The sequence below is a fragment of the Actinosynnema sp. CA-299493 genome (genome assembly GCF_050946825.1).
Taxonomy (GTDB): domain Bacteria; phylum Actinomycetota; class Actinomycetes; order Mycobacteriales; family Pseudonocardiaceae; genus Actinosynnema.
The window spans coordinates 6,609,950-6,623,738 of record NZ_CP191993.1; the positions used below are offsets into that span (position 1 = coordinate 6,609,950).

The following is a 13,789-nucleotide window of genomic DNA, read 5'->3' on the forward strand; positions in this document are numbered from 1 at the left end:
CAGCCCTTTGGTCGATCATCCTTCTGTCGCAAGAGTGATGATCAACCAAGGGCTGCTTCCATGATCAACCGGGGTGCACGTCACCCGTCCGGGACCTTAAACGGCAAGCTTAGATTCCGCCGCCGAACACCGCGGGCAGGCCGTTGTTGTTCATCATCGACATTCCCGGGTAGACGACCAGGACGTTCGCGCGCTGCTTGCCCGCCACCGCCTGCTCGGCCCCGGCCAGGCGAGCGCGCTGCTCGTTGACGTAGTCGGCGGCCCGCTGCCGCACGTCGAAGATCCGGCCCAACTCCAGCAGCAGCTCGAACGACGGCTCGACCGACTGCCCCCGGTAGCGCTCCTGGTCCTCCGGCGACGCCGCCGGGTCACCGAAGCCGCAGTTGACCGGCGTCACATAACTCGCGACACCGACCGCGGCCAACTGCTCGCGGCTGATGGAGCCGATCTTCTCGTCGAAGCCGCCCGCCCACGGGGAGATCACCAGGTCCGGTCGCAGGCCGAGCACCTGCTCTCGCGGCACCTCGAAGTTCTGGTTGAGCGTCAAGCCGCCGGTGGGGACCGCTGTCACCTTCTCCACCATCGCCGGGTCGTCCGACACCCCGTAGGACTGGCTGTTGGCCAGGACGCGGTCCTGCAGGCCCAGCACGACGAAGCTCTCCACCTCGGCCACGGAGGTCCCGTTGAGTAGGACCACCCGGCCGGGAACCCGGTCGAACGTCACCGTCCGGCCGCAGTTGCGGATGGTCAACGGGTAGGTCGTCGGGCCGCGGTCGCCGACGGCGGCACGGAACGGGACGTGGGCGCCGTGGAGGCGCCCGACCCCGCACCACATCCGAGGACGGTCACCGCCACCAGTGCCAGGGGATCGCGAACACGCGCCGGGTCGTGGATGTCAACACACCCACCAAGTCGTCCGGGGGTCTCCCCTGGTTCCCGCCGCCCGCGAACCCGGCCGGTGTCCCAGCACCGTCTGCGACACGCGGTACCCGACAGGTTCATCCTGTTGCAAATATCTTGCAGTTAGTATCTTATGGCAACAGCACACCGAGCGATGAGGTGACCACGCGTGGGCCAGTACCACCTGCCCGACCTGCCCTACGACTACTCCGCGCTGGAGCCGGCGATCACCGGCGAGATCCTGGAGCTGCACCACTCCAAGCACCACGCCGCCTACGTCAAGGGCGCCAACGACACCCTGGAGCGCATCGCCGAGATCCGCGAGAAGGACGACTTCTCCGGCATCGTCGGACTGGAGAAGACCTTCGCGTTCAACCTGTCCGGCCACGTGCTGCACACGGTCTTCTGGGAGAACCTGTCCCCCGACGGCGGCGACCGCCCCGAGGGCGAGCTGGCCGCCGCGATCGACGAGCACTTCGGCTCCTTCGACGCCTTCGCCAAGCAGCTCTCCGCCGCCACCTCCACCGTGCAGGGCTCGGGCTGGGGCGTGCTGGCCTGGGAACCGCTGTCACGCCGCCTGGTGGTCGAACAGGTCTACGACCACCACGGCAACATCGGCATGAACACCAGCCCGCTGCTGGTCTTCGACGCCTGGGAGCACGCCTACTACCTCCAGTACCGCAACGTGCGCCCCGACTACGTCCAGAAGCTGTGGTCACTGGTCAACTGGACCGACGTCACCCGCCGCTTCGACCTCGCCCGCAACGGGCTGCCCACCCTGCCCGCCGCCTGACCGCGGGCCGCGAACCCGGCAGTGGGTGCTCCGACAAGCCCTCCTCTGCCGTGACCGGTGCCCCGGATCAACCGATCCGGGGCACCTCGCCGTCTTCCCTGCACCGGTCCGTCATCGAGGAGGTTGAAGTGGGTAGTCGTGTCGACAGCGCTGTCGCCCGCGAGTGGGTGCGGCGGTGGGACCACCAGCAGGAGCGCTACATCGCCGACCGCGAGGAGCGGTTCCGGGTGATCGGCGACGTGGTGGAGAAGGCGTGCGCGAGGGTCGGTTCCCCCGTGGTGGTCGATCTCGGGTGCGGCCCGGGATCGCTGACCACCCGGCTGCGCGACCGTGTCGGCGGACGCGTGGTCGGCGTCGACGCGGACCCGTTCCTGCTCGAACTGGCCCGCGCCACCGGCGAGGGCATCGACTACCTGCACGCCGACCTCGCCTCGCCCGGCTGGACCGACCGGGTCGGCGGCCCGTGGGATGCCGCGGTGTCCACCACCGCGCTGCACTGGATCGCACCCGAACCGCTCGCCGACCTCTACCGCGAACTGGCGCGGATGATCCGCCCCGGCGGCGTCCTGGTCAACGGCGACCACCTCCACCACGACCAGCCCGCGCTGCGCGAGTTCGCCGCGCACGTGCGGGACCGCCGCGCCGAACGCGCCGGGGTCACCGGCAACGAGGAGTGGCGGCCCTGGTGGGAGGCGGTGCGCGCCGACCCCGACCTGACCGCCGCCTTCAGCCCCGAGGAACTGGCCTGCGCCCACGGCGGCTACGGCAACGGCCTCAGCGCCGGCGACCACGCCGCGCTGCTGCGCGCGGCGGGCTTCACCGAGGTGGGCGTCGTGTGGCAGTACGGCGACGACCACGTACTGGTGGCTGTGCGGTGACCGACGACCTCACGCACCGCGACCCGACCGGGCACCACGTGCTCACCGAAGTCGACGCACCGGGCCTGCTCGCACTCGCACAACCCCTGGAGCGGATCTACCGCGCCTGCTTCGCCGCACCACCGTGGAACGAGGACGAAGCCCGCTTCGCCAGGTTCGCCGACCGCCTCGCCCGGCACATGGCCGAACCCGGCGTGCGCGGCATCGTCGCCCGACACGACGGGGAACCGGTCGCCGTCGCCTACGGCTGGCCGTCCGCGCCCGAGGTCCCGGACACGCCCTTCTACACCGGCGCCCACAACGCCCTCGCCCCCGCCGACCGGTACCGGCTGCGCCCATCCGCGATCGAGGTCGTGGAGCTGATGGTCGCCCCCGGACACCGCGGGCACGGCCTGGCCGGCCGACTGCTGGAACGCTTCGTCCGGGGTTACCCCCGCGCCTGGTTGTGCACCCACCCCGACGCCCCGGCCCGACACCTCTACCGGTCACGGGGATGGGTGGAACGCGGCTCGTTCACCGACGTCAACGGCGTGCCGCTGATCGTGCTCACCCTCGACGCCGCGCCCTGACCGCTCCCCACCCAGTACGACAACCACCGAACCGGCGCTGCCCGACAGCCGCGCCGCCGGGTTCTTCGAATCGCCGGGAACCAGGTGGCCACCCGGCACGACTAGTGGGCAGGTGTTCCTCCCTTCCCCACCAGAGGTGTCCCGTGTCCGCTCCTCCCGTCGACGACGTGCGCACCGACGAAACCCCCGCTGCCACACCCCGGGTGTCCGTCGTGCCGTTGTTGCGCCGTCTGCACTTCTACGCCGGGGTGCTGGTAGCACCGTTCCTGGTCGTGGCCGCGCTGTCGGGGCTGCTCTACGCGCTCGCACCCCAGCTCGACACCCTGCTCTACGACGACGTGCTGGAGGTGTCCTCGACCGCCGGCACGCCCCGCCCGGTGTCCGAGCAGGTCGCCGCCGCGCAGGCCGCCCTGCCCGACGGTGCGGTCACCGGCGTGCTGCTGGCCGACGACCCCGACACCACCACCCAGGTGGTGTTCTCCCTACCCGGCCTCGACGAGGAGTACAACCGGACCGTCTACGTCAACCCCCACACCGCGCAGGTGCAAGGCCAGCTGACCACCTGGTTCGGATCGACCCCGGTCACGACCTGGCTGGACAACCTGCACCGGCACCTGCACCTCGGCGAGCCCGGCAGGCTGTACTCCGAGCTGGCCGCGAGCTGGCTGTGGGTGATCGCACTGGGCGGCGTGGTGCTGTGGCTGAACCGGCAGCGCACCGCCCGCCGCCGGGTCAAGGCGGTGCTGGTCCCGGAGTCCGACGCCAAGGGCGTCCGCAAGACCCGCTCACGGCACGCGAGCCTCGGGATGTGGGTGCTGATCGGCGCGCTGTTCCTCTCCGCCACCGGCCTGACCTGGTCGACCTACGCCGGCGAGAACTTCAGCGCCGCCCTGACCGCCCTCAACGCCAAGGCACCCGTCCTGGACACCAGCCTGAGCGGCACCACGGGAAGCACCGGCTCCGACGGGCACGGTGAACACAGCAGCGGATCGCAGGACGCCGAGCCGGTAGACCCCGCCACGTTCGACCGGGTGCTCGTCACCGCACGCGCCGCAGGGCTGGACGGACCGCTCCAGCTCGGCGTCGCCGCCGAACCCGGCACCGCGTGGACGGCCGCGCAGAACGACAACACCTGGCCGGTCCGCCTCGACAAGGTCGCCGTCGACCCGGAGACCACTACCGTGACCGCCCGCGCCGACTGGGCCGACCGCCCCTTCCTGGCCAAGCTGTCGTCCCTGGGCATCCAGGCCCACATGGGCAGGCTGTTCGGCCTGGTCAACCAGATCGCCCTGTTCCTGCTCGCCGCCGCCATCCTCACCCTGATCGTGCTCGGCTACCGGATGTGGTGGCAGCGCCGCCCCACCCGCGCCGACCGCCGCGCCCTGCTGGGCACCGCCCCCAAGCGGGGAACCTGGCAGCACCTCCCGCTGTGGTTCGTCATCCCCGCACCACTCGTGCTCATCGCCATCGGCTGGGCCATCCCCCTGCTCGGCCTGAGCCTGCTCGCCTTCCTCGTCCTCGACGGACTGATCGGCCTGACCCGCAAACGCACCGGCCGCGGGAGCGGAACCGACGACGTGGCGGCCCGGCCGGCGAGCTGAGCGGAAACCGGTCGCCCACGAGCCGAGTCCCCCGGCGGCTGTTCGGTGGCGCGGATCAGCTCCGCACCACCGAACAGCCCGGTCACTCGCCATGTCCGTCACCGGAGTGATCCTCCGACACCCCCGTCACAGGCTGACCGCCGATCGGCCCCACCGCCGAGCCAAGGGTCCACGCCGCGGCCGCCACCAACACCAGCACAACCCCGAACGCGGCCAACTTCCCCACCGGATTCAGCCGCGCCACCAACTCACCGGCACCACCCATGCCGATCGCCACACCGCAGCCCACCAACAGCACGACCGCGAGCACACCTGCCACGACCGCCATCACCGGCGCCCCACCAAGCCAATCAGCTCGACCATGCGCCAAGGGTACCGACCGGCGACGGCACACAGCCCGCGCGACATCGCCATCGCGCTCTTCCGGCAGCCAGGAGAACTCCTGAACGGGCCACACCACGTCACACCGCCGACCGAACCACCCAACACACGAACCCGACCCTCGACAAAACACTCACCACAGGACCACGGCAGGTCGGCCATGCCTGCAATCCCGGGCTCGCGGCAACCGACCACACCGGACGGTGCTCGCTCCCGCAGACGCGATGCGTGAATTGATAACAGTCCAAAAGAGACTATAAGACGAGCGGCCCTGACCGTAATCGACAGTGACACCGAGTAGTCGATCATGATCATGATCATGATCATGTGGTGGATGTCGATCTCCACTCGGGATATGGCCGCGCCGTGTCCGGTGTGCGGGACTGCGACGGCGAAGGCGCACGGGAATCACCACCGGACAGTGAAGGACGTGCCGGTCGACGGCCGCCAGGTCGTTTAAGGCGAAGTTCTCCCCGCGCTACGAACCGGTGCACATGGCCTTCCGCGACGAGGCCGACCTGCCGCCACCCGATCACCGGCCTGACCCGCCGCCAGCGCGCCGGCAGGGGTGGTGGTCGTTCAGGTCGTTCAGGTCGTCGGGGGCGGTGGGGGCGAGACCGAAGGCGGTGGTCATGCCGATGCCGGAGGTCACCGGGACGACCTGGGTGGTGGGGTGCTGCGGCGCGGCGATGAGGAACTCGTCGGGGACCGAGGCGTAGACGCCGGTCCAACGTCGGCGCACGGTCAGCGCGGGCACGCCAAGCAGGCGGGCGGCTTCGCGCAGCACCAGGTCGTCGGTGTCCTCGTCGAGGAACGGGTCGTGGGTGAAGGAGGCAAGACCGTTGAGGTTCACGCGACGTCGAGCGCGAGGCCGGACGGCGCGACCTCCCCGGACCGCTCCTCCCGCCACACCCGGAGATCCCGGTGGTGCCCGACGCCGAACGGCACTGCCCGCCCCGGCGGTACCGCGGCGGACGCGGCCACCCGGGTGCGATTCCCGGCCGAGCCCACGACTCGGTGAAATCCCGGTTTCGGGTTTCCCTGCGCCAGGGCTTCTGGTTCCGTGGATCGCATCGTCCTGCTGGAGGTGGCGTGCGTCGGTCGGTGGCACAGGTGGCGCTCGCGGGACTGCTGGTCTCCGCGGTCGTCGTGGTCGGGCCCCCCGCGGCCCGTTCCGTGTCGGCGGGCTTGGCCCCGACGCCCCCGATGGGGTGGAACTCGTGGAACAGGTTCGGCTGCGACGTCGGGGAGCGGATGGTCCGCGAGACCGCGGACACGATGGTGGAGTCGGGCATGCGCGATGCCGGCTACACCTATCTCAACCTGGACGACTGCTGGATGGCGCGCGACCGGGACGGGCGGGGGGAACTGGTGCCGGACCCGGCGAAGTTCCCCAACGGTCTCAAGCCGGTGGCGGACTACGTGCACGAGCGCGGGTTGAAGTTCGGCGTCTACGCCGACGCGGGCTCGAAGACGTGCGCGGGCTACCCCGGCAGCCTGGGGCACGAGCAGGTCGACGCGCGCAGCTTCGCCGAGTGGGGTGTCGACTACCTCAAGTACGACAACTGCAACAACGACGGCAGCCCCGCGGCCGAGCGGTACGCGAAGATGGGACGCGCGCTGCGGGAGTCGGGCAGGCCGATCGTGTTCAGCATCTGCGAGTGGGGGCACCAGCGCCCGTGGGAAGGCTGGGGTCGCAAGGTCGGCGGGCACCTGTGGCGCACGACCGGCGACATCTCCGACTCCTGGGCGAGCTGGACGGCGCTGCTGGACCTCCAGGTCGGGTTGGAGGCCTACTCCGGGCCCAACGGCTGGAACGACCCGGACATGCTGGAGGTCGGCAACGGTGGCATGGCCGAGCACGAGGACCGGGCGCACTTCACGATGTGGGCGCTGTTGAACGCGCCGTTGATCGCGGGCAACGACTTGAGGGTGATGGACCCGGCGACCAGGGACATCCTGCTGGACCGCGACGTCATCGCCGTGAACCAGGACTGGGGCGGGCGGCAGGGTCATCGACTGCGCGACGACGGTGAGCAGGAGGTCTGGATGAAGCCGATGTCGGACGGATCCGCCGCCGTGGTGCTGCTCAACCGGGCGTTGGCCGAGCGCGAGATCGGTGCCACCGTGGACGCGATCGGGCTGCCGTCCGCGGCGGAGTACCGCGTGGTCGACCTGTGGACCGACGAGGAGACCGAGATCGCCGACGAGGTGCGCACCCGTGTGCCCGCTCACTCCGTCGTGGCCTACCGGATCTGGCTGACGTGAGCGGGGCGCTCCGCGCGGTGGCCAAATCCTTCTTTCGAATGACGCACAGCGCGAACACCGGTGGAGGAATCCTTTTCAGACGGTCATCCGCGACGTGTCACCCGCACGAGTGTCGTCCGGCGCATCCCGTTGGGAGTACAGGGGATTCCGAGTAACGTCGACTTGAATCCGCCCGCGGAGGAGGGAACTGATCAGCGATGACTTCCGGAATCACGAGAAAAGCGCTCGCCCTCGTGGCGTTGGCCGTGCTCGGCGGTTCGGCGCTCGTCTTCCCGGGCACCGCGTCGGCCGAGGACCCCCGGATGATCCGCAACGGCGGCAGCGGGCGCTGCCTGGACGCCGACGTGGGCACCATCGGCGACGACGGCACCAAGGTCCAGCTCTGGGAGTGCCACGGTGACGTCAACCAGCTGTGGGACCTCGAATACGGTGGGCTCATCCGCAACAGTCGGAGCGGGCGTTGCCTGGACGCAGAACTGGACAGCATCCACCGCAACGGCACGAAGGTCCACCTGTGGGACTGCCACGCCGACAAGAACCAGATCTGGGACTTCGACCACGATCGCGGAGTGCTGATCAACTACATGAGCGGGCGCTGCCTGGACGCCGATCTGGGCACCATCGGCGGCAACGGCACGACGATGCGGCTCTGGGACTGCCACGGCCGGTCGAACCAGCGGTGGCAGTTCTAGCCGGTGGCGGATCCCCGTCGTCGGCGGCGAAGGCGGAAAGCGGTGCGCGGTGTCCGCGCGAGCGGGCTTCCGGCCTGCCCGCCCGTCTCAGCCGGGTGGCGACCGGAGCGGGACACCTCGGACCTCGTCTTCGCTGACCAGGCCGTGGCGGGTGAGTTCCCAGTGGTGGCGCTTGCTGGGGCGCAGTAGTTGGACGAGCGCCTTGTAGGCGGCGACGCTCATCAGCGCCCAGTACAGGGGGACGGTGAGCATGGTCGGCACGGCGCGGTGCAGGCCGCGTTCCATGCACCCGGCCATGAAGTGGTACAGCACGGCGAGGTTGCCCCCCAGCATGGCGACCGTTCCCGCGTAGAGCACCGCCGGCGGGAACAGCGGCTCGATCCGCTCCGGGCCCGCGACGAGGTAGAGGCACGTCAACGACCAGAACAGCGGGTTGACCAGCGTGGTGAAGGTCGTGAAGCCGAAGGTCAACTGGAAGCCGACGAACTTCCGAGGGCCGAGTTCGCGCAGCAGCCGCCACGGGTTGCGCATGTGCACCAACCAGGTCTGGAGGTAGCCCTTGATCCAGCGGCTGCGCTGGCGGATCCAGTTGCCCAGTTCGCTGTTGGCCTCCTCGTGGGTGATCGAGTCGATCATCCGCACGTCCCAGCCGCGTCGGGCGATGCGCACGCCCAGGTCGGCGTCTTCGGTGACGTTGTGCGGGTCCCAGCCGCCGAGCGCGTGCAGGGCGTCGACCCGGAAGTGGTTCGACGTGCCCCCCAAGGGGATGGGCAGGCGGAAGCGGTCCAGCCCGCGCAGCACCAAGGCGAAGGTCAACGCGTACTCGGCGGCGAAGTTGCGGGTCAGCCAGTTCGTCCACGGATTCCAGTAGGCCAGCTCCGCCTGCAGGCACACCACCCGGTCCGGTTGCCGCGCGAACGCCACCGCCGCCTTGCGGAGCTGGTCTGATTCGGGCCGGTCCTCCGCGTCGTAGACGACGCACAGCTCGCCGGTCGCGCGGGTCAGGCCGACGTTGCACGCGTTGGGCTTGGTGCGCGGCCCGCCCTCGGGAACGAGCACCACCTCGAACACCGGCGGCAGGTCCAGGCGGTCCAGCGCTGGACGGGTGATGTCGTCGTCCTGTTCGACCAGCAGCAGCACCTGCAGCCGGTGAGCGGGGTAGTCGAGCCGGTGGATGGTCCCGATCAGGCCTGGCAGCACCGCCTCTTCGCGGTGCACCGGGACCAGCACCGTGTAGGGCGGCAGGTCCTGGTCGGCGGTCAGGAGGTCGTCGCGCACCCGGATGACCCGTGCACCGGGGCCCGCCACCACCAGCAGGCATCGGAAGCAGATCACGAGCACGTAGACGATCGTGGTGCCGGTCACGAACGCCTGCGCCCACCACAGGGGAGGCGGTGCGGCCGTGGTGAAGGCGCCGGCCAGGACGGTGCACGCCAGGACGACGGACACCACCGCGAGCGTGGACTTCTGCGCGTGGCTGAGCAGTCTGAGGGCGCTGTACCGCTCGGGGAGGACGAGGTCTTCGGCCCGGTCTCGGGGGGAACTGGTCGTCATGCGCGTTGTGGTTCCATTCGTGGGCGCGGGCGGGTTGCCGTCACCGGGCGGGCCCGCCCCGGCGGAAGACGACCTTGCTGTACAGGACGTAGTTCCACACCAGTCCGAAGGCCAGGGCGATGAGTTTCGGCCCCGTCACCGCGGTCAGCGTGGTCGGGTCGCCGAACAGCCCTTCGGTCGTGTCGATCACCAGGGGTTGCAGGACCCACAGCCCTGATGCCGTGCACAGGACGAACAGCGCGACCTGGGCGCGCAGGGGGCCTGACCGCGCGCGGAAGGTGAACGACCTGTTGAGCACGAAGCTCGACGCCATCCCCGTCGAGGTGGACAGCAGGTTCGCGAGGAACACCGGGGTGCCCGCCAGCACGAGTGCGGTGTAGCCGAGGAGGTCCGCGGTGGTGTTCACCGAACCGACCGCGCCGAATCGCAGCCGGAGGCTGGTGGCCGGCTTCACCGGTTCAGGCTCCGGTGGCCCGACCGCACCGACCGGTTCCGCGCGGTCTTCTCGGCGGTGGTGCGCTGGTCGGCGGCTGTGCGCACCGAGGACACGGTGTAGAGCGGTCGCCCTTGGGCTTCGGCGTAGGTCCGGCCGATGTAGCTGCCCAGCACCCCGAGCATCGTGATCTGCACCCCGCTGAGGAAGAACATCGCGATGGCGGTGAACGCCCAGCCGGGCACCGCCGTCTCCGGAGCCAGGGCTTTCACCCCGGCCGTGTACAGGATTCCCAGGAAGCTCAGCAGCGAGATGCCGTACCCGATCCTGCTGATCAACCTGAGCGGGGTGACGGAGAACCCGAGGAGGCCGCCCGCGGCCAACCCCAGCATCTTGCCCAAGGGGTAGCCGGTGGTGCCCGCGTGCCGCTCGTCGCGGTCGAACAGCACCCCGGTCTGGCGGAAGCCGATGTAGCTGACCAGGCCGCGCAGGAACCGGTCGCGTTCGCGGAACTTGCGCAGTTCGTCGACCACCCTGCGGTCCAGGAGCCTGAAGTCACCGGTGTCGCGCGGGATGTCGACCGAGGCGATCTTGCGCAGGAACCAGTAGAAGGCGCTCGCGGTGACCCTCTTGAACGTCGTGTCGCGGCGGGTGCGGCGTTGCGCGTAGACCACCTCGTACCCCTGCCGCCACTTCGCGATCAGCTCCAGGCTCACCCGCGGCGGATCCTGCAGGTCGCTGTCCATGATGATCACCGCATCGGCGTCGACGAGGTCCAGGCCCGCCGTGACCGCCAACTGGTGGCCGAAGTTGCGCGCCAGTTCGATCACGGTGACGCGGTGGTCCGCGTCGGCCAGCGCCTGCAGTCGGGTGGCGGAGTCGTCCTCGCTGCCGTCGTCGACGTAGATGAAGGAGAAGTGGTAGCGGTCCGAGAGCACCTCCGTGACCTCGCACACCGTGCGGTGCAGCAGCTCGATGTTCTCCGCCTCGTTGTAGACCGGGAAGACGTACGCGATGGTCCGCTCCCCGCCTCCTTGGCCCTCGTGGGTCACTGCCGCTCCAGTCCTCGGCCCTCCACGCGCCGGTAGAAGATGTGGTGGTCGTCTGCGTAGGCCGGCTTGTACTCGACGTGCATCAGGGGGCTGTCGTGCAGGCGCCGCCACACCTCGTCCTCACCGCCGGGCGTGCGACGCAAGTGGACCCAGCGGATGCCCTGCCCGACGGGGTCGTCGAGCGCGGGCTCCCACTGGCGGAAGCTGCCCTCGTAGACCACGCGCGCCGCGGGCACGCGGGAGTCGAAGGTGACCGTCTCGTTGCTCCACGACTGCATCAACACCCGGCCGCCGTCGTAGTGCTCGCGCAACCAGGCCGCGGCTCGGGCGTTGGCGCGTTCGGTCCCGCCCGCCCGGAAGGCCGCCGCCTCCTCCAGCGTCGCGGTTCCCGCCATCGCCAGGTACCCGCAGCCGAACAGCACCGCGAGCGCGGGCAGGGACCGGACCAGCGCCCGGCTCGCCGGCGCGACGAGGTAGGCGGTGAACACCGCGGCGGGCAGCACCATGACGAGCCCGAACCGGACGTTGTAGAGGTCGCCGCTGATCTCGGGCACGTGCAGCGGCCGTTGACCGGCGTGCAGCGCGCAGACGAAGAACGGCAGGAACACCAGCAGGGGCATCGGTGCCAGTGCCTCGTCCCGCAGCCCGGTCCGCCGCGTGAAGCAGACCAGCCCGACCACGGCCAGCGCCAGGACCACCGGCCCGAGGTTGTGGTTCACGGCGTACGAGTAGGTCGACAACGACACGGCCCAGTCACCTGCGGCCCGCTCTCCCACGCCGACCCACAACGCGGGCTTGGCGAACTCGCCACGCACGAAGTTCAGCGGGTCGCCGAAGATCGCGGCGTTCCACGCCGCCCAGCCCACCGCGCCGCTGACCGCCAGGCAGCCGAAGAACACCAGGTCGGCGCGCACTCGGACCAACGGCTTCGGCTCGATCCGCGACCGCCGCCACGACCTCACCCCGACGACCACCGCCACCGCGGCCAGGAAGACCCACCCCTCGTAGCGCACCAGGGTGGCCCCGAGGACGGCGACGGCCGTCGCCAGCAGTTGTCGGTAGTCGTCCTCCCGGCACCACCGCAGCAGGTGCCAGGTCGCTGCGGACAGGCAGGCGAGCAGCAGGGATTCGGTCATCGGGGTGCTCTGCAGGTACAGGACGTCGGGATTGGCGCAGAACACCAGCGCCGCGGTCACCCCTCCCCCGCGGCGACCGGTCAGCGCGGAGCCGATGCGGTACAGCCAGCCCGCGGTGGCGACGTAGGCGCACATGGACACCGCGCTCGGCAGGACGCCCGCGTGGTACCAGGAGTCGTTCACCACGAGCGGCAGGGCCAGCACGTGCGACAGCGGCAGCCAGACCCCGCCCAGCTGGGCGGCGCCGGGTGTCGGCGAGTCGAACACCCGGCGGGTGATCAGGAGGTGTGACACCGCGTCCGGATAGGCCAGCGTCATCCCGCTCGTGGCCACCACGGCGCAGGCGCCGATCGACAACGCCACCGCTGCCAGGAGCACCGCGCGGAAGATCGGGTCACGTGGCGGGACCACCCTGCCGGTGACGCGACCGACCGGACCCGAGCGGATCCGAGCCGTCCGGGTCCCGAGCACGCTCGCGACCGAGGCGACCGGACCGTCGTCGTCCCATCCGGGCACGTGCTGGACGGGGACGGTCAGGACCCTCGCCTCACGCCGGCGCAGCTCGGCGAGCAGGTCCACCGGCACCACCGCGGACCGCGCGGTCGAGCCGAGGTCGGCCAACGCCCGCCGGTCGACCAGGTGGTGGGCCGGGTCCGGGCCGTGGAGGCCGGTGCGCGGCAGGACCGGGCACACCACCGCCCACAGCCAGGAGAACACCCCGGGTCGCGGTGGACCGGCTCGGCCACGCCGGTACCCGACGACCAGGTCGGCCCGTTCCTCACGCGCCACCGCCAGCAGGGCCAGCAGTTGCGCGGCGGCGAAACGACCGTCGGCCAGGAAGACCCGCCGGTGGTCGCTCTCCGCCAGGGCCACCGCCAAGGCCCTGCCCGGCACCGCGTCCTCGTCCTGACCCGGTTCACGACGGACCGCCTTGACGCGATCCGGGTACCGGTTCGCCAAGACGTCCGCGGCGCCTCCCGTGACGGGGTCGTCCTCGGTCACGAGGAGCACGCTGCACCGCTCACCGGCCCGGTCCAGCGCGGACACCAGTTCGTCCACCGCCGCGGCCGCCAAGTCGCCTCGATCCCCCTGGACCGACATGACCACGGTGACGCCCTCGGCGGCGCGCTGCTCGGACGGACCCGGGCGGAGCATGGACCTGGTCACTCCTCGTGGAGAAGAACGATTCGCCGCAGGCGTGGTGGAAGCGGCCAGGGCTGCGATCGGCCCGAGTTCCCTCCGCGACAGAGCATCGACGCCGCGGTCGACCGTCGCAAGTGGAACCACTCGGTCATCGACCCTCCGCACCCGTGCGGGTGACGATCCACTTCACCGGACGTCCGCCGAAGAGGCGCTCGAATCCTCGGCCCGCCCCGGCGCGCCGATTCGCGCCAGGAGACTCCGGTGCTCACACCCACCCGGGTGTGGTCGGATCACGGGCGGAGTCGACGGTGAAAGGACCGGGTGGCCTGTTCTCGCGACGGGCTCGCTGCTCCGGCACGTGGCCGAGCCGCTGGTGCGCGACACGAAAT

Annotated in this window: 15 protein-coding genes; 7 read left to right on the forward strand and 8 right to left on the reverse strand. The window is 70.4% G+C overall.

Annotation, left to right across the window (positions count from 1 at the left end; genetic code table 11):
- Window positions 1-109: 109 nt before the first annotated feature.
- Window positions 110-835: an ABC transporter substrate-binding protein gene (locus tag ACQPYE_RS27545; RefSeq protein ID WP_498715474.1), complete on the reverse strand. Its 726-nt coding sequence runs from the start codon at window positions 833-835 to the stop codon at window positions 110-112.
- A gap of 234 nt (window positions 836-1,069) precedes the next feature.
- On the opposite strand from ACQPYE_RS27545, the gene ACQPYE_RS27550 reads away from it, so the two are divergent.
- From ACQPYE_RS27550 to ACQPYE_RS27565, 4 genes are all read left to right on the forward strand, one after another.
- Window positions 1,070-1,693, forward strand: coding sequence for a superoxide dismutase (locus tag ACQPYE_RS27550; protein WP_498715475.1), 624 nt, complete (start codon window positions 1,070-1,072; stop codon window positions 1,691-1,693).
- 128 nt (window positions 1,694-1,821) lie between these two features.
- Entirely contained in the window at window positions 1,822-2,571 is a 750-nt protein-coding gene (locus ACQPYE_RS27555; protein ID WP_498715476.1) for a class I SAM-dependent methyltransferase, read from the forward strand.
- Window positions 2,568-3,140, forward strand: a complete 573-nt coding sequence (locus ACQPYE_RS27560; RefSeq protein ID WP_498715477.1) for a GNAT family N-acetyltransferase — start codon at window positions 2,568-2,570, stop codon at window positions 3,138-3,140. Before ACQPYE_RS27555 ends, ACQPYE_RS27560 begins: the two co-directional genes overlap by 4 nt.
- Window positions 3,141-3,283: 143 nt before the next feature.
- A complete protein-coding gene (locus ACQPYE_RS27565) occupies window positions 3,284-4,741 on the forward strand; it encodes a PepSY-associated TM helix domain-containing protein (RefSeq protein WP_498715478.1) in 1,458 nt (485 codons plus the stop codon).
- Between the two features lie 82 nt (window positions 4,742-4,823).
- Here the strand turns inward: ACQPYE_RS27565 and ACQPYE_RS27570 are convergent, their stop codons facing one another.
- Together ACQPYE_RS27570 and ACQPYE_RS27575 are read right to left on the reverse strand one after the other, a co-directional pair.
- Window positions 4,824-5,072, reverse strand: a complete 249-nt coding sequence (locus ACQPYE_RS27570) for a hypothetical protein (protein ID WP_498715480.1) — start codon at window positions 5,070-5,072, stop codon at window positions 4,824-4,826.
- Window positions 5,069-5,470, reverse strand: a complete 402-nt coding sequence (locus tag ACQPYE_RS27575) for a hypothetical protein (protein ID WP_498723102.1) — start codon at window positions 5,468-5,470, stop codon at window positions 5,069-5,071. Before ACQPYE_RS27575 ends, ACQPYE_RS27570 begins: the two co-directional genes overlap by 4 nt.
- A 7-nt stretch (window positions 5,471-5,477) precedes the next feature.
- Between ACQPYE_RS27575 and ACQPYE_RS27580 the strand changes: the two genes are divergently transcribed.
- Window positions 5,478-5,582: a transposase family protein gene (locus ACQPYE_RS27580; protein WP_498723001.1), complete on the forward strand. Its 105-nt coding sequence runs from the start codon at window positions 5,478-5,480 to the stop codon at window positions 5,580-5,582.
- A gap of 72 nt (window positions 5,583-5,654) precedes the next feature.
- Here ACQPYE_RS27580 and ACQPYE_RS27585 read toward each other — a convergent pair whose 3' ends face one another.
- Window positions 5,655-5,975, reverse strand: a complete 321-nt coding sequence (locus ACQPYE_RS27585; protein ID WP_498715481.1) for a hypothetical protein — start codon at window positions 5,973-5,975, stop codon at window positions 5,655-5,657.
- A gap of 239 nt (window positions 5,976-6,214) precedes the next feature.
- On the opposite strand from ACQPYE_RS27585, the gene ACQPYE_RS27590 reads away from it, so the two are divergent.
- Together ACQPYE_RS27590 and ACQPYE_RS27595 are read left to right on the forward strand one after the other, a co-directional pair.
- Window positions 6,215-7,390 (forward strand): glycoside hydrolase family 27 protein, encoded by a 1,176-nt coding sequence (locus ACQPYE_RS27590; RefSeq protein WP_498715482.1) that lies wholly within the window; start codon window positions 6,215-6,217, stop codon window positions 7,388-7,390.
- Between the two features lie 197 nt (window positions 7,391-7,587).
- The gene (locus ACQPYE_RS27595; RefSeq protein WP_498715483.1) at window positions 7,588-8,082 is read left to right on the forward strand and encodes an RICIN domain-containing protein; all 495 of its coding nucleotides are present in this window, start codon (window positions 7,588-7,590) and stop codon (window positions 8,080-8,082) included.
- Window positions 8,083-8,169: 87 nt separating this feature from the next.
- On the opposite strand, the gene ACQPYE_RS27600 is transcribed toward ACQPYE_RS27595, so the two are convergent.
- From ACQPYE_RS27600 to ACQPYE_RS27615, 4 genes are read right to left on the reverse strand one after another with little or no spacing between them, the layout of a single operon-like run.
- Window positions 8,170-9,636, reverse strand: a complete 1,467-nt coding sequence (locus ACQPYE_RS27600) for a glycosyltransferase family 2 protein (RefSeq protein ID WP_498715485.1) — start codon at window positions 9,634-9,636, stop codon at window positions 8,170-8,172.
- Between the two features lie 40 nt (window positions 9,637-9,676).
- Window positions 9,677-10,090 (reverse strand): GtrA family protein, encoded by a 414-nt coding sequence (locus ACQPYE_RS27605; protein WP_498715486.1) that lies wholly within the window; start codon window positions 10,088-10,090, stop codon window positions 9,677-9,679.
- Window positions 10,087-11,121 carry a glycosyltransferase family 2 protein gene (locus ACQPYE_RS27610; protein ID WP_498715488.1) on the reverse strand — a complete coding sequence of 345 codons (1,035 nt, stop codon included), beginning with the start codon at window positions 11,119-11,121 and terminating at the stop codon, window positions 10,087-10,089. Before ACQPYE_RS27610 ends, ACQPYE_RS27605 begins: the two co-directional genes overlap by 4 nt.
- Window positions 11,118-13,412, reverse strand: coding sequence for a glycosyltransferase family 39 protein (locus ACQPYE_RS27615; protein ID WP_498715489.1), 2,295 nt, complete (start codon window positions 13,410-13,412; stop codon window positions 11,118-11,120). Before ACQPYE_RS27615 ends, ACQPYE_RS27610 begins: the two co-directional genes overlap by 4 nt.
- Between the last annotated feature and the right edge of the window lie 377 nt (window positions 13,413-13,789).

Coding starts and splice junctions, on each gene's coding strand:
- ACQPYE_RS27545 (WP_498715474.1), bottom strand. CDS start 835: ATGTGGTGCGGGGTCGGGCGCCTCCACGGCGCCCACGTCCCGTTCCGT.
- ACQPYE_RS27580 (WP_498723001.1), top strand. CDS start 5,478: ATGGCCGCGCCGTGTCCGGTGTGCGGGACTGCGACGGCGAAGGCGCAC.
- ACQPYE_RS27595 (WP_498715483.1), top strand. CDS start 7,588: ATGACTTCCGGAATCACGAGAAAAGCGCTCGCCCTCGTGGCGTTGGCC.
- ACQPYE_RS27600 (WP_498715485.1), bottom strand. CDS start 9,636: ATGACGACCAGTTCCCCCCGAGACCGGGCCGAAGACCTCGTCCTCCCC.
- ACQPYE_RS27615 (WP_498715489.1), bottom strand. CDS start 13,412: ATGCTCCGCCCGGGTCCGTCCGAGCAGCGCGCCGCCGAGGGCGTCACC.